The organism is Paramagnetospirillum kuznetsovii (assembly GCF_003284725.1).
In the GTDB taxonomy this organism is placed as follows: Bacteria; Pseudomonadota; Alphaproteobacteria; order Rhodospirillales; family Magnetospirillaceae; genus Phaeospirillum; species Phaeospirillum kuznetsovii.
Genome location: NZ_PGTO01000026.1, coordinates 13158 through 39781, shown reverse-complemented (window position 1 = coordinate 39781; position 26624 = coordinate 13158). Strand labels below are relative to the sequence as shown.

Annotated in this window: 23 protein-coding genes and 1 tRNA gene; 7 read left to right on the top strand and 17 right to left on the bottom strand. The window is 58.1% G+C overall.

The window, feature by feature from the left end:
• Positions 1-85: 85 nt before the first annotated feature.
• The 4 genes from CU669_RS19075 to CU669_RS19060 form a co-directional block, all read right to left on the bottom strand.
• Positions 86-835 (bottom strand): electron transfer flavoprotein subunit beta/FixA family protein, encoded by a 750-nt coding sequence (locus tag CU669_RS19075; RefSeq protein WP_112147188.1) that lies wholly within the window; start codon positions 833-835, stop codon positions 86-88.
• Positions 836-966: 131 nt separating this feature from the next.
• A complete protein-coding gene (locus CU669_RS19070) occupies positions 967-1944 on the bottom strand; it encodes a sensor domain-containing diguanylate cyclase (protein WP_239988796.1) in 978 nt (325 codons plus the stop codon).
• Between the two features lie 114 nt (positions 1945-2058).
• Complete coding sequence (locus CU669_RS19065) at positions 2059-3240, bottom strand: DNA polymerase IV (RefSeq protein WP_112147186.1); 1182 nt, start codon at positions 3238-3240, stop codon at positions 2059-2061.
• A gap of 59 nt (positions 3241-3299) precedes the next feature.
• The gene (locus tag CU669_RS19060; RefSeq protein ID WP_112147185.1) at positions 3300-3503 is read right to left on the bottom strand and encodes a hypothetical protein; all 204 of its coding nucleotides are present in this window, start codon (positions 3501-3503) and stop codon (positions 3300-3302) included.
• A gap of 153 nt (positions 3504-3656) precedes the next feature.
• Here CU669_RS19060 and CU669_RS19055 point away from each other — a divergent pair.
• Both CU669_RS19055 and CU669_RS19050 read left to right on the top strand, forming a co-directional pair.
• Positions 3657-3733 (top strand) — tRNA-Arg (locus tag CU669_RS19055).
• A gap of 125 nt (positions 3734-3858) precedes the next feature.
• Complete coding sequence (locus tag CU669_RS19050) at positions 3859-5208, top strand: tyrosine-type recombinase/integrase (protein ID WP_112147184.1); 1350 nt, start codon at positions 3859-3861, stop codon at positions 5206-5208.
• A gap of 146 nt (positions 5209-5354) precedes the next feature.
• Here the strand turns inward: CU669_RS19050 and CU669_RS19045 are convergent, their stop codons facing one another.
• Positions 5355-5792: a DUF6641 family protein gene (locus CU669_RS19045; RefSeq protein ID WP_112147183.1), complete on the bottom strand. Its 438-nt coding sequence runs from the start codon at positions 5790-5792 to the stop codon at positions 5355-5357.
• Positions 5793-6163: 371 nt separating this feature from the next.
• Between CU669_RS19045 and CU669_RS19040 the strand changes: the two genes are divergently transcribed.
• From CU669_RS19040 to CU669_RS21210, 3 genes are all read left to right on the top strand, one after another.
• A complete protein-coding gene (locus CU669_RS19040) occupies positions 6164-6955 on the top strand; it encodes a hypothetical protein (protein WP_112147182.1) in 792 nt (263 codons plus the stop codon).
• A 62-nt stretch (positions 6956-7017) separates the two neighbouring features.
• A complete protein-coding gene (locus CU669_RS19035) occupies positions 7018-7674 on the top strand; it encodes an AAA family ATPase (protein ID WP_161539723.1) in 657 nt (218 codons plus the stop codon).
• A 93-nt stretch (positions 7675-7767) separates the two neighbouring features.
• The gene (locus CU669_RS21210; protein WP_146747795.1) at positions 7768-8265 is read left to right on the top strand and encodes a hypothetical protein; all 498 of its coding nucleotides are present in this window, start codon (positions 7768-7770) and stop codon (positions 8263-8265) included.
• 273 nt (positions 8266-8538) lie between these two features.
• On the opposite strand, the gene CU669_RS19030 is transcribed toward CU669_RS21210, so the two are convergent.
• The 4 genes from CU669_RS19030 to CU669_RS21480 are packed head-to-tail and all read right to left on the bottom strand — an operon-like array spanning position 8539 to position 13516.
• Entirely contained in the window at positions 8539-9729 is a 1191-nt protein-coding gene (locus CU669_RS19030) for a GIY-YIG nuclease family protein (protein WP_112147180.1), read from the bottom strand.
• Positions 9722-11767 (bottom strand): DEAD/DEAH box helicase, encoded by a 2046-nt coding sequence (locus CU669_RS19025; RefSeq protein WP_112147179.1) that lies wholly within the window; start codon positions 11765-11767, stop codon positions 9722-9724. The genes CU669_RS19030 and CU669_RS19025 overlap by 8 nt, the downstream gene beginning before the upstream one ends.
• A gap of 1 nt (position 11768) precedes the next feature.
• A complete protein-coding gene (locus CU669_RS19020; protein ID WP_112147178.1) occupies positions 11769-12626 on the bottom strand; it encodes a hypothetical protein in 858 nt (285 codons plus the stop codon).
• The gene (locus CU669_RS21480; RefSeq protein WP_161539722.1) at positions 12623-13516 is read right to left on the bottom strand and encodes a type IIL restriction-modification enzyme MmeI; all 894 of its coding nucleotides are present in this window, start codon (positions 13514-13516) and stop codon (positions 12623-12625) included. The genes CU669_RS19020 and CU669_RS21480 overlap by 4 nt, the downstream gene beginning before the upstream one ends.
• A 14-nt stretch (positions 13517-13530) precedes the next feature.
• Here CU669_RS21480 and CU669_RS19010 point away from each other — a divergent pair, with 14 nt between their 5' ends.
• A complete protein-coding gene (locus tag CU669_RS19010) occupies positions 13531-14787 on the top strand; it encodes a response regulator (RefSeq protein WP_322096925.1) in 1257 nt (418 codons plus the stop codon).
• Between the two features lie 152 nt (positions 14788-14939).
• Here the strand turns inward: CU669_RS19010 and CU669_RS21205 are convergent, their stop codons facing one another.
• The gene (locus CU669_RS21205; RefSeq protein ID WP_146747794.1) at positions 14940-16268 is read right to left on the bottom strand and encodes a hypothetical protein; all 1329 of its coding nucleotides are present in this window, start codon (positions 16266-16268) and stop codon (positions 14940-14942) included.
• Between the two features lie 321 nt (positions 16269-16589).
• Between CU669_RS21205 and CU669_RS18995 the strand changes: the two genes are divergently transcribed.
• Positions 16590-18269, top strand: a complete 1680-nt coding sequence (locus CU669_RS18995; protein WP_112147173.1) for a B12-binding domain-containing radical SAM protein — start codon at positions 16590-16592, stop codon at positions 18267-18269.
• Here CU669_RS18995 and CU669_RS18990 read toward each other — a convergent pair.
• The 7 genes from CU669_RS18990 to CU669_RS18960 form a co-directional block, all read right to left on the bottom strand.
• Positions 18266-19804 carry a glycosyltransferase family protein gene (locus tag CU669_RS18990; protein WP_112147172.1) on the bottom strand — a complete coding sequence of 513 codons (1539 nt, stop codon included), beginning with the start codon at positions 19802-19804 and terminating at the stop codon, positions 18266-18268. The two genes, CU669_RS18995 and CU669_RS18990, sit on opposite strands and share 4 nt — an antisense overlap.
• Positions 19805-20473: 669 nt before the next feature.
• Positions 20474-21673: an ATP-grasp domain-containing protein gene (locus CU669_RS18985; RefSeq protein WP_239988795.1), complete on the bottom strand. Its 1200-nt coding sequence runs from the start codon at positions 21671-21673 to the stop codon at positions 20474-20476.
• Complete coding sequence (locus tag CU669_RS18980; protein ID WP_112147171.1) at positions 21670-22158, bottom strand: nitrous oxide reductase accessory protein NosL; 489 nt, start codon at positions 22156-22158, stop codon at positions 21670-21672. Before CU669_RS18980 ends, CU669_RS18985 begins: the two co-directional genes overlap by 4 nt.
• Positions 22159-22213: 55 nt before the next feature.
• Positions 22214-22810 carry a nitrous oxide reductase accessory protein NosL gene (locus CU669_RS18975; protein WP_112147170.1) on the bottom strand — a complete coding sequence of 199 codons (597 nt, stop codon included), beginning with the start codon at positions 22808-22810 and terminating at the stop codon, positions 22214-22216.
• Positions 22811-22833: 23 nt separating this feature from the next.
• Complete coding sequence (locus CU669_RS18970; RefSeq protein WP_112147169.1) at positions 22834-23523, bottom strand: sulfite exporter TauE/SafE family protein; 690 nt, start codon at positions 23521-23523, stop codon at positions 22834-22836.
• The gene (locus tag CU669_RS18965; RefSeq protein WP_112147168.1) at positions 23524-25938 is read right to left on the bottom strand and encodes a heavy metal translocating P-type ATPase; all 2415 of its coding nucleotides are present in this window, start codon (positions 25936-25938) and stop codon (positions 23524-23526) included. It lies immediately after the preceding gene.
• Positions 25935-26612 (bottom strand): Rieske (2Fe-2S) protein, encoded by a 678-nt coding sequence (locus CU669_RS18960; RefSeq protein ID WP_112147167.1) that lies wholly within the window; start codon positions 26610-26612, stop codon positions 25935-25937. The genes CU669_RS18965 and CU669_RS18960 overlap by 4 nt, the downstream gene beginning before the upstream one ends.
• Positions 26613-26624: the final 12 nt, after the last annotated feature.

Here is a 26624-nt window from a genome sequence, read left to right as displayed (position 1 = left end):
CAGGTGATAGGGTCCACGAATGAACACGGATAAACACGAATAGAAATATTGATTTTCTTTATCTGTGTTCATTCGTGGACAAGCCCTAGATCACCTTCGCTTCGTTCTTCAACTTGTCCACCAGGGCGGCCACGTCGGCCACCTTGATACCGGCCGAGCGCTTGGGCGGCTCTTCCACCTTCAAGGTGACAAGGCGCGGGCTCACATCGACGCCCAGATCGGCCGCGGTCACCGTGTCGATGGGCTTCTTCTTCGCCTTCATGATGTTGGGCAACGACGCGTAGCGCGGCTCGTTGAGGCGAAGATCGGCGGTCACCACCGCCGGAAGCTTCAGCGTCACCGTCTCCAGGCCCGCATCGACCTCGCGGGTCACCGTGATGGCGTCCGAGCCGATCTCCACCTTGGAGGCGAAGGTGCCCTGCGGACGCCCCAGCAGCGCCGCCAGCATCTGGCCGGTCTGGTTGGAATCGTCGTCGATGGCCTGCTTGCCCAGGATGATCAGGCCGGGGCCTTCCTTGTCCACCAGCGCCTTCAGCAGCTTGGCCACGCCCAGCGGCTGAACCTCGTCATCGGACTGCACCAGGATGCCGCGATCGGCCCCCATGGCCAGCGCCGTCCGCAACGTCTCCGACGCCGCCGCCGGACCCACCGAAACCGCGACGATCTCTGAAGCCTTGCCCGCTTCCTTAAGCCGAACAGCCTCTTCCACCGCGATCTCATCGAACGGATTCATGGAGAACTTAACGTTCTGAGTCTCCACACCCGTATTGTCGGCCTTAACCCGGATCTTGACGTTGTAGTCAATCACCCGCTTGACCGCGACAAGGACTTTCATCTGCCTGACAACCCTCTGATCCGGCGTGCGAAAATATCGGCATCGCCTAGCTGAATTCAGTATTGCATCGCACCATACGGCCGGCCAACCGGGATGTCAACGTCACCAGCTAGGCCAATTGGACAGGCGGGCTATTCCGCAGCGACCAGTTCGCCGCCGACAACACGATTGCGCCCGGAATGCTTGGCCCGATAGAGCGCCGCATCGGCATGGTTGATCAGATCCGTCGGATTTTGATCCATGGTCGGCACCACCGTCGCGGCACCGACGCTGAGGGTCACCCGGTCGGTCGTCTGGCTGGCGGAGTGGGGAAGCTCAAGGTCGCTGACCGCGATTCGAATACGCTCGGCCACCCGCACCGCTCCGTCCAGATCGGTCATGGGCATGATCACCGCGAACTCCTCGCCGCCGTAACGGGCGGCCAGATCGGCGGGGCGGAAGACTTGCTTGGTCATGACCTCGGCAACGTGCCGCAGGCAGGAATCGCCCTTTTGGTGCCCATAGGTGTCGTTGTAGAGCTTGAAATGATCCACATCGATCAGCAGCAGCGAGAGCGGCGCGCCTTCCCGCATGGCGTGAAGCCAATCGGCTTCCAACGTCTCGTCGAAGCTGCGACGATTTGCCAGCCCGGTCAATCCGTCCTTGATGGCAAGGCTGTGGAGCGCCATCTGCGCCAGCTTCTGCTCGGTGTTGTCGCGCAAGGTTTCGACCACCGCCATCAACTGGCCGTCCTCGTCATAGATGGGACCGGCGTCGATGGCGAGATAAAGCCGCTTCTTCACCTTGGGCATGATGCACCAGTTCTCGGCGCGCAGGCCATGGGCGGCTTCGCCCGGTTCCGAATGGGCGGCGTACAAACTGTCCAACTCTTCGGTGCGGCCCAAGGCCAGGATATCGGCGAGGCAGTGCCGGGGCTCTTCGTAAAATGCCCGCCAATGATCGGATGACCCCAGCACCTCCGACGCCGGAACGCCGGTCAGACGCTCGCAGGCCTTGTTCCAGATGATGACCCGCCGATCAGCATCCAGCACGAAGGTAGGAACCACAAGATGCTGCATCAGCCGCACGGCGAAAGCATGCGCAAACTCGGCACTTTTCCTTGAATGCACGGATTTCCTCCCCCATCCCGACTCCCTGGCCCTTTCCGGATTCTCTTAAATATTGTCCGGATAAGTTTCACCTTGAAGATTGCCCTTAAGTGACATCGATTTCCATCGAATCGATCAAGGTTCGGTCGAAAGCTGCCTCCCGAACAGATCTGGTGGATCGGCCTCGGCGATCGGGCACAAGTCCGTCACCCCGATCCCGATCAGGCGGAAGGCGCGGCCATCAGCCAGGCGCTCCAGCAGCAGCAGTCCGGCGGCCAGGATGACGTCGGCCCGGCCGGTGGCGTCGCTCAGCCGGTGATGGCGGGTGATCAGGGTGAAATCGCTGGTCTTCATCTTGAGGACCACCGTCCGCCCGGCGGCGCCATGACGGGCCAGCCGGTGGGCGACGCCCTCGGCCAGAGGACGCAATTCCCGCTCCAGCGCGGCCCGTTCTCGAATGTCACGGGCGAAAGTGGTCTCGGTGGATACGCTCTTTGCGGGCCGATCGGAGGTGATGCGCCGATGATCGATACCTTGGACAAACCCCGCCAGTTGGCGGCCGAACTTGCCCCAGCGCGTCGACATCTCCGCCTCGGGCATGGCCTGCAATTGCGCCACCATGGTGATGCCCTGCTCCGCCATGCGGGCGGCGGTGGCGGCGCCGACGCCCCACAGCGAGCGCACCGGCAATTGGGCGAGCACCGCCTTGGCCTCGGCACGACCGATGACGGAAAAGCCCCTCGGCTTGTCGCGGTCGGAGGCAAGCTTGGCAAGATACTTGTTATAGCTGAGGCCCACCGATACGGTGATTCCCACCCGCGTCTCGATGGCCCGCGCCAGCCGGACCAGCAAGACCGCCGGCGGCCGGTCCACCAGCCGCACGCCCTCGGACAGATCCAGATAGGCCTCGTCCAGCGACAATGGTTCGAACAGCGGCGTCGCCTTGGCGAACAGGGCGCGGATATGGCCGCTGACCCGCTTGTATTTGGCTATGTCAGGGGGAATGACCACCGCCTGGGGGCATAGTTCCAAGGCCTTGAACATGGGCATGGCCGAGCGGGGGCCGAATTTGCGCGCCACATAGCAGGCAGTGGTGACCACGCCGCGGCCGCCGGGATGGCCGACGATCACCGGCTTGTCCGCCAAGGTCGGGTCATCGCGCTTTTCCACCGAGGCGTAAAAGGCGTCGCAATCGATATGGGCGATGGACAGGTCCAGCAGTTCGGGATGCGCGATCAAACGGACGGAGCCGCAAGCCGGACAGGCTTCGCCGCCACCTTCGAACACGCCCCCACAGTCGCGGCAGACCGCCGGCATCTTCCCTCCTCGCTCTCACGCGGCGACTCTACACCACGCGGAACAAAGAGTGAATATTCTTAGCCGCGCGCGGTGACGGCCAGATCGGCTTCCAGTTCGGAGATGCGCTTGGCCAAGGCTTCCTTGATGGCGGCGGCGACCCAGGGCTTGAACGACGCCTGCTCGTCGCGGAGCCTTTGCAGCAGGCGGCGCTTATCGTCATTGGTGCGCTTGATGGGTTGCCGGTCGGATTGTTGACCGTCGTGACTGCGCCAGCCGCTCATGAAACTACCTCCCCATTTCGCCAAGCCAGGACTATGCCCGCCCCCCATCCCCACGGCAAGCGACGAAACCGCAACGACGATTTTGCCCGCAAGAGGGCTTTCGCCGCCAAGCCCGAGGATGATATAACCCGCCCATCCGCGCATGCGCCTTGCGTCCCGGTAGCTCAGCAGGATAGAGCAACGGTTTCCTAAACCGTAGGTCAGGTGTTCGAATCACCTCCGGGACGCCAAAAACTCAGCAAAAACAAGGCATTATATATTAGTAAAATTTATATATTGCATTTCACAGTCAATTCACATTATCTAACATTTAGTGGGCCGTCAATTTATACACTAATAATTGTGAGCGCTCGACATGCCGAGAGCAAAGCGATTCGACTACCTCACATATGATGATGGCGACGTTGTGCTCTATCAGCGTGCCGGAACGCGCTGCTGGCAGGCCAAGCTGAAATTGAAAGACGGTACACCCGTCAATCCGGTCAGCACAAAGCAGGACGACCTCGACAAAGCCCTGAAATGGGCGCGCGAGCAGAAAATCCGCTATGAAATTCTGATCGAACAGGGCCAAGACCCGACAGCAGTGACGTTCCAAAAGATCGTGCAGCGATGGCTGAAATCCATCGAGGCCGACGATGAACGCAAGGTGGCCGATTACACTTTGATCGCCAACCGCTACCACATCCCGTTTTTCGGCAGCTACAAGATCACCCAGATCAATCAGCAGGTGCTCGCGGAATATGAGCGCTGGCGCAAAGTGTTTTGGACCAGCGGCCCCGGCTCGAAGCTCGATAAGGAAACCATCACGCGCAAGGATGGGAAGGTCTATACGCGGGCCAAGAAGCTCGGCAGCGCGGACAAGGCCTATAATGAAGACACGGTGCTGCGGCTGATCTTCAAATACGCGGTCGCCCACGACCTGCTTGCTGCGTCGAAAATGCCGCAAATCGGCAGCAAGCGGGCAAAATCAGCCAAAATCATCAGGGCCAACCGCTATCCGGCCTTCACCAAGGATCAGGTCGAACGGATTTTGCCCTACTGCAACGCCCATCCCAGCTCGCCCAAGATGATCAAGACCGAAGGCGGTTTGGAATTGGACCTCACGCCAGTAAATCCTGACCGACTGGTGTTCAGCGCCTTTGTTCATCTCGTACTCGGAACTGGCATTCGGCCAGGAGGCGAACATGTGCTGATCAAGTGGAAGCATTTCCGCGAAGAGACGGTCAACGGTGTGACGCATAGGATGTTGAGGATCGCGGCGGAAACGAAAACTGGTGAACGTGAGGTCCGCTGTGACACCTTCACCGATGCACACCTGAAGGCCTTCCGAGTGCTTTCCAATTTCAATAAGGACGACCATTTCGTGATCGCCGATCAGGAAACTGGCCGCCCCGTGAGGGATTTCAAACGGCAGTTCAACACGATGTGCAAGGCGCTCGGCCTGACGACGGATGCACATGGAAAGAAGTTCGTCCCATACAGCATGCGGCACACCTATGCGACGCTGAAGCTGGAAGCAGGCGTGGACATCAGGCTGATAGCCAACAACATGGGCAACTCGCCGGAAGTCGTGCACATGCATTACGGTCACGACAGCACGGTGAATAGGGCCAACGAGTTCGTCTCGGATGTGGATTGGTTGGGAATGAAAAAGCCGAAGGCCAAGGCGAAGAAGCGGCCACCACCGCCAGAACCTACCGAATAAGTGCAGCGTAGCGCCGCAAGCCGCGCCCAATATACTGCCCATCGCCGCGTTCGCGCTGCCAACCGCCGCACACGCTTCAAAGCCGGAGGCCGTGTAGTGCGGCACTCATGAAACCAGCCCCGCTTGTATGGGGCTGGAAAAGCTTCTTACGCGAGCTTTTTACCAAAACGGCCTTTTGCGGCGGCCAACTGCTTGTCGAGTTCGCCCGCGACCACGGCCTCACGTAGCAGCGTCAAGGTCGGAACCAGTTCGGCCACCACGCCGACCTCGATAGCCGTCTTCTTCGGTTTCAGTTCCAGCACCTTGTTGCCGTAGCGCACTTCCAGCATGAAAGCCCCGTTGGCCTCCTGCCAGTACCAGGGACGAAAGCGAACCAGCTTCTCCTGTAGGGTTTTCTCACCACCAGCGCCTTTGGCCCAATGCCGACGACGCAACTGGAAGCTTTCGCCGCTCTGCATCGCTTCCGCAGCAGCGATCTGCTGGTTGATGGCCTCGACCATCCTGTTTCGCAAATGCCCTTCGGGCGTGCTGGCTGCCGCCCTGCGGGTGATTTCCATCAGCTTCAGCTTGTCCAACGTGCTCATTTCCAATTCTCCAAACGGGAACGTACTACGAACACGGTATGGATGATTGAAGTGGATCACAACGAAAAGACAGACGGGGGAAACTTGTCAGGAGGCCCGACAAGTGGGAGGGCTTGGAAGGGCAATTTCATGGCTAAAAATCAGTTTTTGAAAAATCGGCGAAAATCGCCCCCGGTACTGTAGTACCTGACCGGCAAAAACCGGACACGGCGATTTTATAACCCATTGATTTCCCACAGAATAAAAGTGCATTTTTGGCACTTTTCATATTCATTTAGTATTTGACGCGAAGTTTCCTAAGTATCAGGCTTCCTCTTGTCGCGACATTGCGACACGGCAAAACAGCCGCAACCTGCATAGAGGAGGCACTCATGCAAAACGTAAATAATACACTTCAGTCTGCACTCACTTCCATCATCGCTGACCGCGAAAACTGGGAAGCCAACGAACTCGCGACCAGTAATAAGCGTCTTTATTCCATTCTTTCTCGCTGCTACTCCGTCTTCGTTGATCACAAGGAAACGGACGAGGGCCGCAAGAAAATCAATGAAGCCGCCGTTGCGTTGAGTGTGTCCTTCAATAAGGTCACCTCAACCGCCGCCAAAGTAATCAAGATCATTTTCGGCGATGACAATCGCCATCGGGCCAGCGATTACGCCCAGGTCTTGAAAATCGCGGCTGCCAAGGATGTGAAAAAGGCCGATTTTGAATCTTGGCTGAGCAACGCAGGCGGCATTTATGCTGTTCTTCGCGGCACTGAAGAGACTGCCGAGCAGAAGAAGGCTGATCTGGACAATGCCTACAACAACGGCCTTGCCAAGCTTCAGCAGGTCGGCACCATCGGTTCTGTTGCGCCCAATGCCAACATTCAGGGACGCAACGGTTACGTCCTCGTTCTCGGCTATGTCGATGGTAACGGCGCTCTGTCAGTCATCAAAACTGTCGGGACTCCCGACAGCGATCAGGTGAAGGCCGAAATTCGTCGTCTCGCCAGCGAGAAGGACAAGTCGGCCAAGACCACCGCCAATCGGTCTGCGCCAACCAACCCTGTCACCAATATCGCTGCCGCTTCGGACAGGGCCCAGGCCGACGCCCTTGCCGCCGCGATTGCCGCTGGCACGACTTCCGATGCCAGCACCACCCCGCAGCCTATCGCTGCGTAACCTGAAAGCTCGGGGAAGCGCGTCAGCTTCCCCGCCTTTCCTCACCTGAAAAGGAGATGACGATGAGTATTTTTTTTGAAAAACATGCCCCCAAGACCTTCGACGAACTGGTCTTTCCCAGTGCCGAAATGGCCGAAAGGTTCGGGCATTACAAAGACGGGAATAAGTTTGAGCATATTCTCATGTATGGGCCGCATGGTTGCGGCAAGACGACCATCGCGAAGATGCTGCCCAAAGTGATTGTTCCTGGCATTCACGCCAATGACGTTCAGTTCATTAGTGCCGCCAAGGACGCCAGCGTCGAGCGTATCCGCGAACTTGCCGACGGCTATATGTGCGGCACGGCTTGGAACGACAAAGATAGGATGTTTCTGATTTTGGACGAGGCCGACACGATGTCGACCGAGGCCAAAACCGTTCTGCGCGGGGCACTGGAGAAGAATTCCGAACGTCTTATGGTCATCCTGACCAGCAACGACGTTTCAAAATTTGACCACGGCCTCTTCGACCGCTGTGACGATTTCGATTTCACCCACGGCTCCGTCACGACCTATCTACCGCTGGCGGAACGCGTCCTTCGTGCTGAAAACGTCACCGTGCCCGACGAAGCCGTTGTGGAACTGGTCAAGCGCCACAGCAGCAGCATCCGTCAACTGCTTCGTGCTCTTGAGCAGGTCGTTCTCGGCGTCCGCAAAAAGCAGATGCAAATCGCAGCGTAGTTAACTTATCGGGTTTCCCGACACATCGTAAATGCCCCCAGCCTCACACCCTGGGGGCATGCGCTGAAATTTCCAAAACAATTGGAGGATAAAATGCCGAACCAAAATCGCTATTACGTCATAACAAGATTTAACAGCATAAGCGCTGCTATTAACTCAATTGATAACAACATTATGCCAGACGCATGGGCGCAATCATACTTCAAAGAATACTCGCTTAGAATTAGTGGTGATAAATTTGTGATTATTGGATTTGCGAGCGGGACAGATGCAATTATGTATAAGCTTTCTCTCAAAAATTACAGCAACAAGCTATACAATTTTAAGTTATCACCATGCACATACAGGCAGTTCAAGCAACTTTTATCTGCGTATGCTTTGGCGTCAAGAGATTTTAACGCCTTGGATCGTGTGACAAATGCAAAATACCAAAGAACTCCATGCACAAAAACACATGGCTATATTAGCATTGGTTATGGGTATGGAAAAGTTAGCAAAGCAGATTATGACGCTGTTGTTCTGCTAATGCAAAATAACTTGCTCTGCTTGCAAAGCAAGAAGCAAGCAGCCTATAGCGCTCTTGTTGCGTAGCAATCTGCTTGCCGTAATTGTCGGTTAACCCGACACATCGTAAATGCCTCCAGGCTCGCACCCTGGGGGCATACGTGTTTTTGGCCTCGGCCAACTTGTCGGGAGACCCGACAAGTTATCGCCGCGCTGGCCGACTGCCGAAAATTCCACATGCTATGCTGCCGAGATGGAAACCAGCACGGCCACCATCAGCGTCCGACAGATCACGGCCAAGGTGCGCCTGATTGGCGCGAAGGCAACCGATGTCGATATGGCGGAATTGTTCGCCAAAACCTAAAGCCCATCAACGCCCTTCAGCTTGGCTCCGGTCGGGTCATAGGTGAAATTGGCAATCGTACCGTCCCGTATCCGGTCAACCGCTTCATCAATGGCGAAGCGGGGAACCAGAAACCATTCCCTGGGCGACACGGGGTTGCCAAAGCGATCCATGATTTCGATTTTCATTCGGGCTGGCTCGAAGAACCGATGGATCAGGTGTTCCAGCTTGGACCGATTGATGTTGCAGAGCTTGTAGGTGGCAACCACCTCGACCTCGGCCAATAAATATGTGGGGTCAAGCTTGGCATTGGCGATGCGCTGCTCGACGCTACCGCCGGTCACGCCGATCTTGTGAAGCACTTCCCGATGTGACACGACCACGGGATGGTCCGACTTGCTGCGCAGCACATAGATTGTTCCGCTTTCGGTGTCGCCATCCGTTTGAACGCTGTCGAACAAGGGGCCTGCGGACGGGTCGGTAATGCGGCGACCGGCCTCATCCTTATGAAGCGCCCGCTGCAATGAGCGCATCAACAGGTCATTTTCCGTTCCATTGTCAAAAATGACCCGCATTCGCGCATCCGTTCGGCCTTGCGCGTTGGAGTAAATTTCCCCCATTTCCGCGACATAGGCTTTCTGACCGCCGACGATAAAAAAAGCGCCCGGTCGAATTTCCGCTTTCAGTTCAAATGGGCGCGCTTGTCGAATGCCCGCATCCAGTTCCTTTTGGACCTGGGCAAACAGCGGCTTGAACTTGTCGAAATCCTCGCATTTGGTGCGGTTGGCGATTTCTTCGGCGGCGCGTTTTTCGGCCACCGAGCGAACATGACGCAGATTGCTCAGATCATCCTCGCCACCAGCCTCAATTCCAAGCGCCGCCAACAATGCATCGTCGTCCATGGTTTCGCCTGCCGCTGCATCGGCAGCGCCACTTTCCAACAGCAATCCTTGCCGATCCATCGGCAGGAGCAAGGTGCGGCATTCCTCCAGTTCCCGCAGACGGTCCAAACGCACGGCATAAAGGCGCTCGAAGATATCGCGGTCTTCCCCATGGCGGGGTGCACGTCCTTGGCTTTCATAGAAACGCTGGATTTCCTCGAAGCCCGCAATGATGCGTTCTTCGCGGGCCGTGCGCGATCCTTTGCGTTCCGGCTCGACCTCAACACCAAGGGCTTCAAGAAGCTCAAGATCGGACTGATCAACCATTCTTGGCCTCGGCAGCCTTACGCTGAAGGAACGCAACTCCCTCGGCCATCCGCTTTTCCCACGCATCGGCCGAAGTGAGTGACGGAAGGCGACCACGCTCTTGCTTGAACTTCAGGGCGCGCTGGGCCAGTTCACGGGCCTCTTCCAGTGTCAGGTTCACCCGCTTGGCATTGATGACAGCCTGTACCTGCTTTAGGCTCTCTTCGCTCATGGTCTTGGCCATGATGGCATATGCCTCGCCAAACGGATTAATCCGATCAATCAGGTCGATGTCCAGTTCACGGACATCCATGGCGTACTGACGAACCCCGTCGATCAGGGCAGTGTTGCCCTTGATTTGGGTGTCGTCGGCGTTCAAGGCAATGGCCTTGGCCTGTTGGGTCAGATTGAGCGCCGCGACGGCATGTTGGCGCACAGCTTCCTGATCTTCCGCATCCAGTTCGGGATAGCGATCCTTGATGATCTTGCCCATGCGAACATTGGTCAGTTCCTCCGGGACCAATTCCGGGTCAAACAGGCCGCGTTCTAGCGCGGTCTTATCCTGAACAAAGGCAGTGATCACCTCGTTCAGGTCCTCCTTGCAGATGCGGGTGGCTTCCTTGCTTTTCGGCTCCACCAATCCCTTGATCTCGATCTGGAACTGCGCGGTTTCCTCGTTAAATCCCACATTGCAGCGATTGGGGTCATAACCGGCCTCGCCGTAATCAAAGCCATCCTGCGGGCCGCTTTGGGTGGTTTTGGGAACAAAATTGAACCGGGGCGCAAGAACTTGTTCCATCAACAGGCTGGCAGCGATGGCCTTCAGGGTGTCATTGATGGCTTCGTTTACAGCTTCATCCGATGCATCGGGTTGCGCGATTAGGTTGGTGAAACGCGCACGGGTCTTGCCCTTTGCGTCACGGGTGGCGCGACCGATAATCTGGACAATCTCGGTCAAGCTGGAGCGGTAGCCCACGGTCAGGGCATGTTCACACCAAATCCAGTCAAAGCCTTCCTTCGCCATTCCCAGCGCGATGATGATGTCCACATGATCGCGGTTATTCTTGTGCGCGGGGTCTTTCAAGGCGGTAATCACACGCTCACGCCGTGCGGCGTCATCATCAACCAGATCGGCCACCTTCAGCGTCCGGCCATCCGGCGTGGTGATCAATTGGAAGCCGGTCTTTGGGTCGGCTCCCTGCCAATCCCCCAGGCCGCTCAGGATATGTTCCACCTCGCGGATTTTGTCCTTCAGGCTTTCCCGTGAATTGACGTTGGGGATGTGGACGATGGTCTTTTCCATCGGGTCCAGCACCCGCATGATGTGGTCGGTATACGCATCGGTGTAGAAGAAATAGCCGATGTCCAGGGCCTTCAGGTACTCATAGCCGTTCAACTGCTCGTAATAGGTATAGGTCACCGTCTCGAACTTGGCTTCGTCCAGCGGGGCCAGCACCGGCACGGCATCGCCCCGGAAATACGATCCGGTCATGGCCACCAGATGCACCTTGTCGCGGGCGATGAACTGGCCCAGATGTGCACCCAGCTTATTGTCCTGGCTGGCGCTGACATGGTGGAATTCGTCCACGGCGATCAACCGGTTGTCGAACACCTCGACCCCGAAGCGGTCAACGGCGAAGCGGAAGGAAGCATGGGTGCAAACCAGCACCTTGTCGCCGCTGTCCAGGAACGTCTTAACCGAATTGACCTTGCCCCCGTCATCGCCCGGCGCGTTGCACAAATTCCATTTAGGCGTGACCACCCAATCGGCCCAAAAGCCGAATTTGGAAAGCGGCTCGTCATTGAAGCTGGACCCGATGGACCGTTCCGGCACAACGATGATGGCCTGCGAAAGCCCCTGCTTTTGCAATTTGTCCAAGGCGACGAACATCAACGCCCGGCTTTTGCCCGATGCGGGCGGCGATTTGATCAGCAGGTATTGCTCGCCCCGCTTCTCATAGACCCGTTCCTGCATGGGACGCATGCCCAACTCGTTGGCCTTGGCCGACTTGCCGGTCTGGGCATAGGTGACGGAAACCGAGGGGATGTGAGCACTCATCTTAGCTATTCTTCCTAATGTCGAATCTACGCAAGAAAAGCCGGGCGGTTATCAGCGTTATCTGAAGGCGGAAGGTCGCATCTTCTTCCTCGGATAGCCCCGGATGCCCGCCATGTGGGTGCATTCGACTCATCAGCCCTTGGACGTATTGGGGCTTCTGATTGTTTGCGTTCCATTCGTTGTATTCTGTCAGCAGAAATGGGGGCTGTAGATTTCCCAGAAAATCACGCTTGGCCTTGCTATCGCCGGAGGCCATGCATCCTAAAAGCTCTGAAATTTCATTCAAATAGCTTTCAAAAAAGTTCCGTAGCTCCCCATTCGCAGATGACCATTCGCCTCTTTCAAATGCGGACAGAGCCTGCCGCAAATGCCCTTTCGCGATATGGATTGCATGTCGATCCAGCAGGGACAGCACTTCGCTTTCCGCCTCGCGGAAATCCAAACCCGGAATACCATCCGGCAACATTCTTACAAGATGAGGTTTTGTTGCTGCGCTCGCGTCAGGCGCGGCCCATCCATTGGAACTGCCATCTTTCATTCCATGAACTTCGTATCCATCGAATCGAAGGCCTGCTTTGAGCTTCGTCCACACATTATGCCGATAAGTTTTTGGGGGAGCCTGAATGGCTGTTTCAATGATGGCTCGACTTAGTGACATGCGGCCATTTTCCATCATTACTTCTGGATTTTCGTCGATGGCAACGCGTGACAAATCTGCAGTTCGCGCCGACTTGCTGGAGGGATCGCACCTGCCGCTCACCCCCCATTGGACCTCTAATAATCCCATATCGCTGTGCGAATTGAATTCAGCAACCACTTCGGCTGCTGCAACGACCGTCATGCGATTAAATCCGCTCATGACCGGCCCTTCCCTTTGGCCTTCTTGGCGGGGCCATCGGCGGCGACCATCTGGCTATACATCTCGAACAGCTTTTCAAGCCGTTCCGTATCGTTTTTGAAGCGGCGACCGATATAGATGCGCTCCAGCACCTCGTCATTGCGGTCATGGGCGGCCCGCAAGTTGTCGGGCATGGCTTCCGGATCGTAGAGGTCGGCAATGGTGGCCGGAAAATGCTCTTCTCGCGCCAGCAGAATGTCCTCGGCGCAGCGGGTCAGATCGGCCTTGTTCTTCTCGGTCAGCGTAGGAACTGGGAATGTGTTCCACGACAAGGTATTTGAGTAGTTCAACCTAGTTTCGAGCTTTCCGCTTGATGTCTCAGCCCAAATTCTATGCATTGTTGATGATATAATAGATATATAGTGCAGTGGAGCTTGGTATGCGCCAAAGCATCTGTTTGATATAATGGATTTATCATCAAGCAAAACAGGCGTTATAAATTTTCTATCTTCCGATGAAACGCATGGAATAGCTATAAATTTACCATCAATACGTCGTATTTCTGTAAATCTATGCGGATGACTTGCGTAAGATCGTGTTGCAGCTTTTGAGCTGCGCTCCCTACTTTGTCTCACGAGCATCAAACGGGAGAAAAGAGGAGGTATGGCTTGCGCCACATCTACATCGGAATCCTCAATCCACAAACAATAGCGAACGGTATCGCCAGCGATCTCATCAGCCCCATACATACGACGTATGAATTGGTCAACGTTCCCATTCTGCCTGAGCAGATCCATGCGCTCGTCGCATGAAACCATCAAATTGCCGCCACACGTTGGCTGGTTTCCCTTGAGCATGGGCTGAAGGCCATTGACCGGATCATTCTTCTTAACAATCCATATATTATCCATTGGTATAAGACCCTCTGCGCATTGGGCAGGTATTGCTCAATTACCTGAATAACGCCGTCAAATTCACCGAGTCTGGAAAAATCACCGTCGATGTCGATGGCAGTGACGCTGACGCCGCCGGAATCATGTTGCGCTGCGCGGTCAGCGACACGGGAATTGGCCTGACCCTCGACCAGCAGGCTGAACTGTTCAGGCCATTCCAGCAGGCCGACATCACAATCACCCGCAAATTCGGCGGCACCGGCCTGGGTCTGGCCATTTCCAAACAACTGGCCGAGCTGATGGGAGGGGCCGTAGGGGTGGAAAGCACGCCCGGCCAGGGCAGCACCTTCTGGTTTACCGTGAGGGTCGAGGCCGTGGCCACCGCGAAGGCGGATGTGAGGAATGGGCCAAGACGTGTCGCCAAGCATAAGAATATCGGGCCCAGGGATTGGGCCACGCTTCAGGGCACGCGGGTCTTGCTGGTCGAGGATGATCCGACCAATCAGGCCGTGGCCATTGGACTCCTTGGCGCGTTGGGCATGGTGGTGGACATTGCTTCCGACGGCGCCAAAGCGACTGATATGGTCAGGGACAAAGATTACGAAATCGTATTGATGGACATGCAAATGCCGGTGATGGATGGCCTGACGGCCACTCGGCTCATCCGGCGGCACGAGGCGCTCGACAATCTCCCCATCGTGGCAATGACGGCGAATGTCATGAGCAGCCATCTGGATGAATGCCTTGCCGCGGGTATGTGCGACTTCATATCGAAGCCGTTCGAGCCGGGACAATTATACGCCACCATCCTGAAATGGGTCACGGGATGGGGCGATACGGAGGCTATTTTCCCCCCGGAGATATGCGCGAAATTCGAGAGCGCGAATATTGACTTTCCAACGGGAATCCCTGGCCTTGACACACGGGCCGGCCTTCGGCTCGTGGGTGGGATAGGAGAATTGTATCTCGGCTCGCTTCTCAGTTTCGTGAAGCAGGGAGATGTGTGCGGGCAATTACGCAACGACGTCATCCATGGCGATATTGAGTCGGCGCTCCGCAAGGCCCATACCCTCAAAGGGGCTTCCGGCATGGTGGCGGCCCACGAGATTGGCGACCTTGCCGCCGCCATCGAAACGGAACTGGGTGGCCCCGGACCCAAGGCGGCACTTCCGATCATCGATCAACTGGAAGCCAAAATCGTCCCGTTGCTGGAAATGCTCAGGGCGTCCCTAGGCGGTGTCCCAGGGCATGGGGATCTAGTCCCCAGAAAGCTGGCGCTGACGGAATAGACGCTTACCCTGCGCGCACCCGCTTTGGCGGAACGAAACGGCGCCAAGAAACTCGAAACCGGCCATTGAGGCGAAGGACATCTGCGGCCCCCTTGTGCCGTGAAGAGACATACATGGAAATGCCCGTTCAAAGGATCTTAGAGACCAAGCCATCAACGGAATAGCTTCATCAACTCGTACTCGCCGAAAGAGGAGGCGAATCCTCGTTTGAATTCTGCGATACGGCACATCTTATCGTCGCCGTCCTCATAGAGTGGTCCAAAATGAAACATGCGGCGCCCCTTGGCCATGGCCTGGAGAATGGCGACATGAACCAGACAATGGCTAAATGGTCGGCTGCTTCCCACATCACGGCAGGTCGCCATGTCATAGGTGACAGAGCCATGATGTGAAGTCAGGACCAACGCCGCCAACTGACCCTCAAAGTGACCAACGAAAGCGTCAATGCTCCCCTCATGAAGCGCACGGAGAAACATCTCATCGGGCAAAGGCGGCCGCCGCTGGGCCAAAAAATAGGCGGCTCGATAACAATCGACCGCCCCCGTATCATCAGCCATTAATGAACTCACCGACATATTATCCAAGCCCCAGCGAACGCGTTGCCGAGTGCTGGCCCGATAGGATGCCAAGAGAGTCTGAGGATCGCGATCAAGATCAATCCAGCCGTAACGCAACGGCTGGATGTCGTGCGGTGAGGAAACCAGGCGTGCAAGTCGATCCCGCTGTAACGACTGGCGGGCCTCTTCAACAAGAGCATAAGGGCAACCTGCCCAGAGAGTTATTGCCTCCAATTGTTGAAGGGCCAGATCTCGGGCCGTATCAAGAGCTGGAGAATCAGGAGCCAACTCAATAAGGATGATTCCAGCTTCACGGCAACCGAGGTTCTGGTCGCCGCGAGCGTCGCATTCGACCTCGATCAGCGGCTGGCCACTATCATCGACAACTACGAAAGAATAATCCTCAACAAGGCCAAGCAAATTTCCAAACGCGTTATCCTTAAATATTGTCATGGCGAGATTCGGATCTCGAAGGGGGTCGCAGGCCAAGGGAGAGATATAATCGGCACCAACGATGCTATTCCAATACTCTGTGTCAACACTACGCCCAATGACGCTAAGATCTCCGATGGATATTTCTGGAATTCCGGCAGGGTCATTGCCGATTCCATTTAATCGGTTCATACGGCGCTCGAAGCCATAAGCTGTGGCGGTCATTCCCTGGGACCGTGCCAGCGCAGCCAATCCGCGATAAGCGGCGATCCGATCCACTGGAATTTCGGTTGACTCTGCCTGACGAATAAATGCCGCCCAGGCGGATGCATGGAAGCCGGTTCTTGCTAGCCCCTCGGCCAAGGATCCGATGGCGTCAGAATCCAGGGTATTCGCCTCCAAAGCATCTAACTGGCGTACCAGCGATACCTGCACCGTCTCTATCGCGGTGTTATTTAGGCTTTTGTCCCCTTGGATCTTCCTGGCCAGCAAACAATCAACCTCGCTGGAGGGAGGTAGTCGTTCTCTTGCCACTATCGGATAGGAACATTAGAGATCATTAAACTTTTCTCCATATCTGTCTCCTTAGCTATTATGCCGGACTGATAGAGCCGAACGAGCAGATCTCAAATTGCAGAAAAAGACTCATTTAGTGGCGTCATTTCGTATTTCAAATATTTATCGCGCACAAAAATAACGCCACAAGACCAATAAACTCTCTAATCTTTTCCAATCTACTCTTCCGATGCAAAGTGAATAGAGCTATCGTAGCGTCAATCGTGGAGAAGGTCGATACCCTTAGGAGAGTTTTGAATGAGAGTTCTCCTGGTCGTCACAAGCACAAGCTTTCCCAAGGCCGATATCAGTCCAGATATCTTTCCCCAAGGCGTAGCCTATGTCGCAGGCGCGTTGAAAGCGGCGGGACATGAAATATTCGGATTGAACATTGGCTATGCTCGAACCCGGAAAAATCTCCCACGGATTCTATTCGACGGGCTGACGCGCGCCATCAGCCTGTATCAGCCGCAGATGATCTGCCTGGGTGGGTTGTCGGCCGACTACACTTTCATTCATGCCGCCATGTCCATCTGCCGCCAGTTCGCCCCCGATATTCCGATCGTCCTGGGCGGTGGGCTGGTCACAGCCGACCGGCAGTACATCAACGAAGACCTGAGGCCAGATTTCAGCATTGCCGGTGACGCTGAATTCCCTGTGGTTGATCTTGCCGCCGCCCTGGATAAGGGGTCGACTATGGAGGCGATTGCCGGATTGAGCTACTGGAAGGATGGCGAACTTATCCTGAATCCTACGGCTCGCGAGACCAAAGATATGCCGCCCTATGCGCGGCCTTCTTACGACGAGGTGGGAATTGAGGCGTTTTTCCAGGCCACCGACCATGCGACCTGCTGGAATCTAGCCAGCGTCTATCCACGTCCCAGAATTTTCCCAATCAGCGCGGGGCGCTCTTGCCCGTTCCGCTGCACTTTTTGTTTCCATTCCAACGGCGGCATTTACAAACAACGTCCCATTCCAGAGGTTCTGCAGGAGGTCTCCTATTTCCACGAAAAGCATAAATTTAATATTTTGGTTGTCTATGATGAGTTGTTTTCCATTAAGGAACAGCGCATTCGCGAGTTCAACGATGGAGTCCGTCGGCTTGGGCTGGATTTCAGGTGGACCTGCGCCATGCGGGTGTCAGACATCAACAGCGACTTGCTGAGCGATATGAAGGATGCCGGTTGCTTCACCGTGGCCGTCGGGCTGGAAAGCGCGAGCGATACCGTCTTGACGAGCATGCGCAAGAAGATCACGAAGGCACAGATCCAAACCGCCATCGACGCCTCCGTCGAGGCGAATCTTCCTCTCTACGGCAATTTCATTTTTGGCGATCCCGCTGAAACGGAAGATACAATCCGTGAAACCACGGAGTTCGCCATCGCCAATTGCAACAAGGCAATGTTGAGCGTGGGACGGATACGGCCTTATCCCGCGACGCCATTGTTTAATCACGGTATCGAAAAGGGGATTATACAGGACAAGAAATCATATTATGCCAAACCGCCTCATTACAATTTAACAGCCATTCCGGAAGACCATCTCGCCACCTTGATTGACCACGCAGTCCAGGCCACCATTGGGCAGTTGTCGCAATGCCTTGGCGATCACAGGATTTTCCTCGCCGTTCAGCCGAAGGGAGAATTTGATGATTTCAAACGCTCGTGCTTCGTGAGCCACCAGAACTGCCCCTATTGCGGCCATGGAACAGAGAGAAAAATCAATTTCCATGGTGACATTCAAGAAATTATCGCTGGGCGGCTGGACGATGTCAGCGTATTTATCCGTACACCTCGCTATTTTCTTTGCGAGATCTGCGGGCGACAGGCAGTCTACACACTGTATAGACCGAACATGGAGCTCCATTCTTTAGAGTTTCCACCGGGCCCGCTACCGCTATTCCAGGACATGACCGCGATGCTGGATCCCACTACTTAAACGACAGGGGCTCCGGACAGGGACCAATGCCGCTCGATCAGGCTGTCGAAATAGCCGATGATGGCGTTATCCCCATAGGTTGTGGTGGCCAGTCGGTGGCCATTCGCAACGATCTCGCCGACCACGTCTGGATTGGCATCCGAGAAGGCAATCACCTCCATCAGCTCGTCAAAATTCGCAAAGGACAGATAGTCACGCCCATCCACAAGATAGTAATCCAGTTCGTCCGAGGCCTCTTGAATGAGCAGGGTTCGAGCCTGCAAGGCCTCGAAAACACGGGCCGTGAGGGTTTTTCGAAAGTCCCTCCGGGTCGAAAAATTGACGCACCCCCGCACCTCGGCCAATCGGTCCAGATAGCGATGAAAACTTGTCAGCGCGTCAAGACCGTCCTCGGCATGCCGGGAAATATCGAATGAGATCGGTGCGTGGTTGAGGAAGGATTCCAAGGCCCAAATCGCCCGTGGCCAATTGTAAATCTCAATCCCGCCAAGGAAGCGATAGCCCGGATTCTGGAGGGAAACATCGGTGCCCCCACGATAGCCGCCATGCAGCCATGGGAAAAAGATCGCCTTTTCCCGAACGCCGTTCTCCGTCCAGATTTCAAGTGATGGGTTAACTGACCAAAACCCATCGACGATGGATGAAACCTCCCTGATACGGATTGGTATATTATCCTTCCAGGGGTCGGCGTAGAACGAAATCAGCATGGTATGCGGAAGCTTATCCCGCACGGTCTTCAGTATATCTGTATGAAAGTCGTCATATTCGACATCGAGCAGGATGAGATCTGGATTCAATTGCTGGGAGGTTTCAATAAGCGTTTGGATTATATCCGTGTTCTTGCCGGCCTCGCCGAATTTGACGAAGGTGACATCCCAGCCATAGGCTTTCATGGCTGATACAATTCGCGCAGGCATGTCGGAAAGGCGGGAGTTGGCGCGCTCGGGGAAGAACCTTTCCTTCATTCCGACCACCACCTTACGGCCCAGTCTTGGCTCGCCAAGACGTTCCGGCAGGCGGATCATTGGCCTCGCGCTCCGCGCCTCCACGATTTTATCCGCAATGGATCTTTGATCGCGTATGCCGTCCGTCATGGCCAAGACTGGCGGGCTCACCGCCTTCAATAGGTTGGTCCATCCCCATAATTGACCAAAATCCACACCCGAAAAATGGTTTCGCACTGCAGAGATGATATTGATGATCACCATCATGGCAGCAGGCTCGTAAGTCAGTTCCTCCTGTTTGATGTCCTGGGTTGTCGGAAGCTCGCTCATCAGTTCCACAAGCTGATTGGCCGCCGCATAATTCTTGTCTCCCAATTGTTTGGTTGCCGATACGATATAGGCTCTCCAGTCGCGTGACCCCAACGCCACGGCGGCGAGCGCCACCTCCGAGGCCTCCGCCCACATCCGCCGACGCAGAAGCTCTAAGAGGCATTCCTCTAACTCATTCGAGTCTGGATTTTTGCGGATAACTGCGGTCCGAATATCACTAATTCGGTTCGATTCAGATAAATTGATAATGGTCGACATCATGGCGTCGCATCCCTATTTCTCAAAATCTTAAGAGCCGCTTAGCGGGCTTATTTAGCTAAAAAGGCTACACGGCCTTGGTTTGTCGTGAGCTGCTCCCCGCTGGTTGGACAGATTTCGGGGAAGTTTAAGCTACTCTCCGGGTCTGCTGATCAGTTTAGTTGATAGAATTTGCGTTCTGGCATCAAAACTTTGCTCAAGTACGGCTACTTCACATACACTCGCGGCGGCGGAAATTCGCGGAGGCAGTTCCCCACCCAGCGCAAAGGTCAGCCCAATGTCTACCGACTGGTGGTCGATTCTCAGCATCCAAACAAGAACGCCAAACCGTCCGAATCCTCCTCCGGTAACCGTCCAAACGACGACGAGGAACAGTCCGCCCCCCCCGGTCCCTAACCTATCTTTGGAAACCAACTCAGACCCTGACCACTTCAACCTAATAACAAATTTTGACAATCCCATCGTACCTGACTGCGAGATCCCGGACCCCAGCCTGAGTGCTATCCTTAAAGATCTGCTTGAGGAGCTAAATAGCCCAGGCACTCCGCCAACGGGATGCCCAGCCGCTGGTCGATGACCTCAAAGCCTGGATACGTCGGGGTGACCAGCCCCCAATGAATTGCCCACCTTGATGTATGGTTTTGACCTGCGAGGACCGACGGTCTTATCTCCTCACAGGTGAAGTTGATGTGCCATGTCAACGGGTGGCACGAACACCGGCGCAAATCCGCCGCCAGGGGTGCGGAAGTTGGTGGTCTGGCCCTCGTAAAGGCGAGCGGCCAACTGGATGATTTGCCCCTGCCAGGCATTGGCCCGCAGATCCATCTTGAGGGACGCTCCGGCATGCTCCACATGGAGACGTGACGGCGGGACATAACGCTGGGCCACATAGGGCGAGGCCAGGATGGTCGGCCAGGTGGAGCGCGACAGCTTCTCGCCGCGATAGACCGCCTTGCCGGCATGACCCTTGGCGGGCTTGAAGAACCAGTGGCGACGATCATTCCACAGATCATCGGCGTTGTCGGCGCGGACCGGGACGGTGGGAGGAACGGTTCGGGCCACCGTCGCCGCGATATCGGTGCGCAGGCCAAGGGCACGGAGTGCAGGCTCGTCGCTGAGCAGGGCCATCACCCGCTTGTCGGAAAACAGATAATGGGCACGGGGGTCGGGGGTGACCACCGTCTTGCCCTCGCGCCAGGCTCGGGCCAGGGCGGCATGGCCGGGGGAATCGAGGGCGAAATCCACCAGCCGGTTATAGACCATGTCCACTCGATCGGGACTGAATTGGCCGGGATCGATAATTTCGGCCCGCAATCCGTTCCGTTCGAACAAGCAGCGGTACAGACGGAACTCGGGATCGAGGTATTGGCTGGCCGGGTCGTCATCGATGATGGCGACGGAGGTCAGGGGGCGATCACCGCGCTGGCGTCGCCATTCGTCGTGGAAGGCGTCGAGGGCCGTGGCCTCGACCTCCGGGGCATCCCCCAATTCCGGTCGGCAGACGGCCTGGGCACGGGCTTGGGCCGCCACCGCCAGCATGCCGCCGGGATTGGTATTGATCTCGATCAGGCGGGGGCCATCGGGCGTCAGATGGAAGTCGAAACCCAGCATCCAGCCACCCAGGCCGTGGTCGGGCAGACCATCGCCCCGGGCCACCTCCAGCGCCGCCTCGATCAGGCTGGGCTGGGAGAAGGCGGCATGCAGTGCCGCCACCGCCTGGGCGACCCGTTCGGCCTGGTGGCGGGGCAGCAGAATGGCACAGGGCGACAGCAAGCCCTGGCGGTCGCGAAGGGCCGCAGCGATCTCCACGTCGCCGATTTCGGTCGCCAGCGCATCCCACATCTCGGTCTCGGGGATGGAGACCGCCTTCACTTGACTCCGCCCTTGTCGAGGCTCTTGAGCAACTCGGCGCCCACCTGGTCGAAAGACAGGATGCGCTTGCCCTTGTGGTCGGCCATGAATTCCTCGGCATCCTGTTTGGTGGCCAGCGGCACCAACTCGTGCCCCATGGGGCCGAGGACGTCGGAGCCGACCACGAAGAAGGCGTCGCGGGCGTCGATGGTCTTGACGCCGTAATAATCGGTGACCGCGACGATGGCGATATCGGCGGCGGAGTGGCCGGGATCGAAACTTTTGACGTCGCGCATGAACTTGAACAGATCCTTGGCGCCGTCGAAATAGTGGGTATGGCCGTCCTTGAACACCACGGCGGCGGCCCATTCCGGGTATTTGGCGACGAACATGCCGCAGACCGGGCAGACGCCGTTGGGACCGGGAGGGGCAACCACCACTTCGCCCGCCTTGGGTTGGCCCGACAGCAGAAACAGCGACAGCAGCAGGGCGGCGATCAGACGCATGGCGTTTCCTCGAAGAACAGCGGGAGCCCGGCACTGGGGCTCCCGCATCGCAAACTCAGCCCTTGTGCATGTCGCCCATCATGTGGCGGCGTTTTTCGTCGCGCTTCATGCGGATCATCATGGTGTCCTCGGCCATGCCGAGATAGGTGGCGGTCAGGGCCTTGTTGAAATCCGCCAATTCGCCGTCGCCCTTCGCCGCCTCGGCGGCGAGTTTGGAAGCAAACGAGGTCTTGGGCTTCTTGGTCATGACGCCCTTGTGATCGCCGCCGATGACATAGGTGGCGCCCTCGGCACTGGTCATCGGCTTGATGGCATCGCCCGAGCCGTTATCGGGGGCGTAGATGGCCTTGGGCACCCGATCCAGGTTGACCGACAGCGAAATGGCGGCGCAGTGGAGCGAACAGGTGCCGTCCACCAGATCATCGCTGTAGTGAACCAGATGGCGGCTGAAATGGTATTCCTTACGGTCCATGCCGCAATAGGGACACTTCGGGTACTTGGTCAGCTCGTCGACGAGCGGAGTCGGATCCTTGGCCTTCTTCGGCATGAACTGCATGGGCGTGCCATCGCCCTCGGCGGCCAGGGCGGGAAGCGCTGCGGTGGCGGCAAGGCCCAAAGTGGTGCCCGCGGCCAGGAATTTGCGACGATTCATATCAATGCTCCTCTTGCTGTGACTTACCAATTGGCCAGATTCTTCATCACCATGAAAAAGCGCAGACCTTGCATCAAGGTGGCGGCACCGAGTGCGATGACCACCACGGCGGCTCCCTTTAGCAGCCAGCCCCGCGCCTTTGCCCCCAGCTTCGCCAGCACCAGACTGACGAACAGCATGGACGGCAGGGTGCCCAGCCCGAAGGCCAGCATCAGCATTCCGCCTTGCCAGATATCCGGAGCGGTACTGGCCTTGACCGCCACCGCCAGGGTCAGCGCGCAGGGCATCAGCCCGTTCATCAGCCCGGCCAGGGCGGCGCCGCGCACCGGCCCCTTGGCCGAGGCGGCGAAGTAGTATTTTCCGAAGCTGCGCATGGGCATGCCGATCAGTGGCAGCCGCCGGGGCAGCCAACCCAGGATATCGAGGCCCAGCGCGATGACCACCAGACCGGCGACGATCTGCAGGATGCCCTGGACCTTGCCGATGATGCCGGTGGAGACCAGGGCGAGGCCGAGCGTGGCGGCCAGCAGCCCAACCAGCACATAGATACTCACCCGCGCCCCGTGATAGGCCATGACGGGAAGGATGCCCTTGCCCGCTTCGCCCATGCGGACAAAGCAGGCCGAGACCAGCGAGCCGCACATGCCGACGCAATGACCGCTGCCCAGGATCCCGGCCATGAAGGCGAGCGAGTAGCTGAGTTCCTCGCCCACTCATTTGTCCTTTTGCAGGCGAAGCGAATTGGTCACCACCGAGACCGACGACAGCGCCATGGCCGATGAGGCCACCATGGGGCTGAGTTCCCCCAGTGCGGCGCCGGGAATGGCGATGGTGTTGTAGCCCATGGCCCAGACCAGATTCTGGCGGATGATGCGCATGGTCTTGCGCGACAACTCGATCATCTCGGCCACCTTGGCGATGTCGCCATTGACCAGGGTGACGGGGGCCGCCTCGATGGCCACGTCGGTGCCGGTGCCGATGGCGAAGCCCACATCGGCCGCCGCCAAAGCGGGGGCGTCGTTGATGCCGTCGCCGATCATGCCCACCGATTCACCGGCGGCCCGCAACTCGGCCACGATCTCTTGCTTGCGGGCGGGCGATGCCTGGGCCACCACCTCGGCGATGCCCATCTCGGCGGCGATGGCCTGGGCGGCGCTCTCCACGTCACCGGTGACCATGAGGGTGCGGATGCCCAATGCGTGCAGGCGGGCGATGGCGGCCGCCGAGGTGGCGCGCGGCCGGTCGGAGATTCCGAACAGGGCGGCGAAGCGCCCGTCGATGGCGGCCAGAACCGGGGTCTGCCCATCCAGAGGCGGAGCCTCCACCGTCACTCCCTCGGCCCGCAGGAACGCGGCGCTGCCCACCAGAATACGGTGCTGGCCGATCCGGGCGCGGATGCCGCGTCCGATCTCGGCGGAGAATTCGTCCACCGCAGCCGCCTCGATTCCCTTGGAGCGGGCGTAATCGACGATGGAGCGGCCGAGATGATGCTCGGACCCGGCCTCGGCGGCGACGATGAGGGCCAGGGTCTCATTCAGATCGAAGCCGGGCTGAAGGGTGAAGTGGGAAACCACCGGGCGGCCTTCGGTGAGGGTGCCGGTCTTGTCGAACACCAGCACCGACAGGGTGGCGGCGGTCTCCAGCGCCTCGCCGTTGCGGATATAGATGCCGCGCCGCGCCGCCTGTCCGGTGGCGGCCATGATGGCGGTCGGCGTGGCGAGTCCCAGCGCGCAAGGGCACGCGATCAGCAGCACCGAGACGGCATTGCCCAGCGCGGTGGAGAATCTTGCTCCGCCCGCTGCCCAAGTGGCGAAGGTCACGCCCGCCACCGCCACCACGCCCGGCACGAAGACCGAGGAGACCCGGTCGGCCATGCGTTGGACCGGCAGCTTGGTGGCCTGGGCGTGGTCGACCATGCGCACGATGCCAGCCAGGACGGTATCCTGGCCCACCGCCTTGGCCGTCATGCGGATGGAGCCGACACCGTTGATGCAGCCGCCGATGACGGAATCGCCGGGGCCCTTGATCACCGGCATGCTTTCGCCGGTGACCATGGATTCGTCCAAGGTGGTGCGGCCGAACACCACTTCGCCATCCGCCGGGACTCGTTCGCCGGGACGGACCAGGATGATGTCGCCCACCGCCAGATCGTCGGCGGCGACCACCACCTCGATCTCGTCCCTGATCACCGTGGCGGTGGGCGGTTGCAGGTCGAGGAGCTTGCGGATGGCGTCGCCGGCCTTGCCCTTGGCCCGCTCCTCCAGCCAGCGGCCCAGCAGCACGAAGGAGATGATGCCCGCCGCCGCCTCGAAATAGAGGTGATGGCGCCCGGCCACCAGCGAGGTCAGCGAATGGCCATAGGCGGCGCCGGTGCCCAGGGCGATCAGGGTGTCCATATTGGCGGCGCGGTTCTTGGCCAGCTTGGCCGCGCGGGTGAAGAACGGCCAACCCGCGCCCAACACCACAGGCGTGGTGAGTGCGAATTCCACCACATGCCAGAAGCGCGAGCGCGGCATGGCCATGCCGATGACCATGACCGGCAGACTGAGCAGGCAAGCCGACAGAGCCCGGCGCTTGGCGTCCTTCACATGCTGGCGCTCGCGTTCGACGATCAGGCGACGCTGGGACAAGGTGTCCATGGGCCGCGCCTCGTAGCCCAATGCCCGGATACGGGCCTCGACATCGGGGCGGTCCAGGCTGCCCAGCACGGTGGCCGTGGCCGTGGCGTAATTGACAGAGGCGGCACGGATTCGCGGGTCGCGGTTGAGACTCATCTGGACCAGGGCGGCGCAAGACGCGCAGGTCATGCCCTCCACCGCCACCGTGATCTCGCCGACCTCGCCCCCGTCGCAGGCCAGGGCCTCGGGGGGAACCTGCTTCGGAGCGCGGGCGATGTTGCCGGCGACGGTATCGACCAGCCGCAGCAGGTTCTCCGCCGGAAGCTGGTTGGGATCGAACCGCAGGGCCAGCGAGGCGAGGGCCGGAACCAGCCTCACCTCGCGGATGGCGGCGTGTTTGCGCAATAGAATTTCCAGCAGGCACAGCCGCTCGGCATCGCCCTTCAGCGACGGCACGACAATGCGGATTCGGCGCCGCAACTGGTGGACGACCTGGATGGCCTCGGTCATTTCTTCACCACCTTGGGGGTGGCCCCCTTGCGGTAGCGGACCAGCAGGAAGGTGAGATAGACCACGGTCAGCCACTGATAGCGATGAGCCCAGGGCTTGGGCAGCCATTGCCCGATGATGCGGTCCCAGTGTTGCCGGATCAGGTAGAAGGCCACCAGATCGTTGAGGAAATGGATGGTCCATTCCTGCACGTCGATTCCACCTGGAACCGGCTTGCCGGTCTTGATGGCGACGATCCTCGACAGCATGTCGGCCTTGGCCTTGAGGTCGTCATAGCGGGCGCGTACCGCCCGCAGCGGAGCGGTCTGCATCAGCCGTTCCCGCCATCCTGGCTCGAGCCGAGCCTCGTCGGGTGCCGGTGGCACCCTGTCCAGGTCCGCCGCCTCTCCCACCAGACCGGCCAGGACGCGGGCGATATGGCCCAGGGTGCAGACATCTTCCATCCAGCGGATGGACAGCTTGCCCGCCCCCAGAAAGACATGGACGCGATAGATTCCGTCCACCGCCGCCAGCCCGCCGATCAGCACCGCCGCGGCTTCCGGGGCGCGCAACGGCTCGGGCAGGTCGAAGCGGACATGGCCGGTCGAGCGATGACGGATGGTCATCGCCTGCCACAACGCCCGTGCCCGCGCTTGTCGGGCGGCCTCGGCCGCCTTCGTCCGTCTTGCCATCATGACGGACCTCCC

Excerpts from the sequence above, each read along its gene's own strand:
- CU669_RS19075 (WP_112147188.1), bottom strand. The coding sequence starts at position 835 with ATGAAAGTCCTTGTCGCGGTCAAGCGGGTGATTGACTACAACGTCAAG.
- CU669_RS19065 (WP_112147186.1), bottom strand. The coding sequence starts at position 3,240 with ATGCCGGCGGTCTGCCGCGACTGTGGGGGCGTGTTCGAAGGTGGCGGC.
- CU669_RS19060 (WP_112147185.1), bottom strand. The coding sequence starts at position 3,503 with ATGAGCGGCTGGCGCAGTCACGACGGTCAACAATCCGACCGGCAACCC.
- CU669_RS19050 (WP_112147184.1), top strand. The coding sequence starts at position 3,859 with ATGCCGAGAGCAAAGCGATTCGACTACCTCACATATGATGATGGCGAC.
- CU669_RS19045 (WP_112147183.1), bottom strand. The coding sequence starts at position 5,792 with ATGAGCACGTTGGACAAGCTGAAGCTGATGGAAATCACCCGCAGGGCG.
- CU669_RS19040 (WP_112147182.1), top strand. The coding sequence starts at position 6,164 with ATGCAAAACGTAAATAATACACTTCAGTCTGCACTCACTTCCATCATC.
- CU669_RS19035 (WP_161539723.1), top strand. The coding sequence starts at position 7,018 with ATGAGTATTTTTTTTGAAAAACATGCCCCCAAGACCTTCGACGAACTG.
- CU669_RS21210 (WP_146747795.1), top strand. The coding sequence starts at position 7,768 with ATGCCGAACCAAAATCGCTATTACGTCATAACAAGATTTAACAGCATA.
- CU669_RS19030 (WP_112147180.1), bottom strand. The coding sequence starts at position 9,729 with ATGGTTGATCAGTCCGATCTTGAGCTTCTTGAAGCCCTTGGTGTTGAG.
- CU669_RS19025 (WP_112147179.1), bottom strand. The coding sequence starts at position 11,767 with ATGAGTGCTCACATCCCCTCGGTTTCCGTCACCTATGCCCAGACCGGC.
- CU669_RS19020 (WP_112147178.1), bottom strand. The coding sequence starts at position 12,626 with ATGAGCGGATTTAATCGCATGACGGTCGTTGCAGCAGCCGAAGTGGTT.
- CU669_RS21480 (WP_161539722.1), bottom strand. The coding sequence starts at position 13,516 with ATGGATAATATATGGATTGTTAAGAAGAATGATCCGGTCAATGGCCTT.
- CU669_RS18995 (WP_112147173.1), top strand. The coding sequence starts at position 16,590 with ATGAGAGTTCTCCTGGTCGTCACAAGCACAAGCTTTCCCAAGGCCGAT.
- CU669_RS18990 (WP_112147172.1), bottom strand. The coding sequence starts at position 19,804 with ATGATGTCGACCATTATCAATTTATCTGAATCGAACCGAATTAGTGAT.
- CU669_RS18980 (WP_112147171.1), bottom strand. The coding sequence starts at position 22,158 with ATGCGTCTGATCGCCGCCCTGCTGCTGTCGCTGTTTCTGCTGTCGGGC.
- CU669_RS18975 (WP_112147170.1), bottom strand. The coding sequence starts at position 22,810 with ATGAATCGTCGCAAATTCCTGGCCGCGGGCACCACTTTGGGCCTTGCC.
- CU669_RS18965 (WP_112147168.1), bottom strand. The coding sequence starts at position 25,938 with ATGACCGAGGCCATCCAGGTCGTCCACCAGTTGCGGCGCCGAATCCGC.
- CU669_RS18960 (WP_112147167.1), bottom strand. The coding sequence starts at position 26,612 with ATGATGGCAAGACGGACGAAGGCGGCCGAGGCCGCCCGACAAGCGCGG.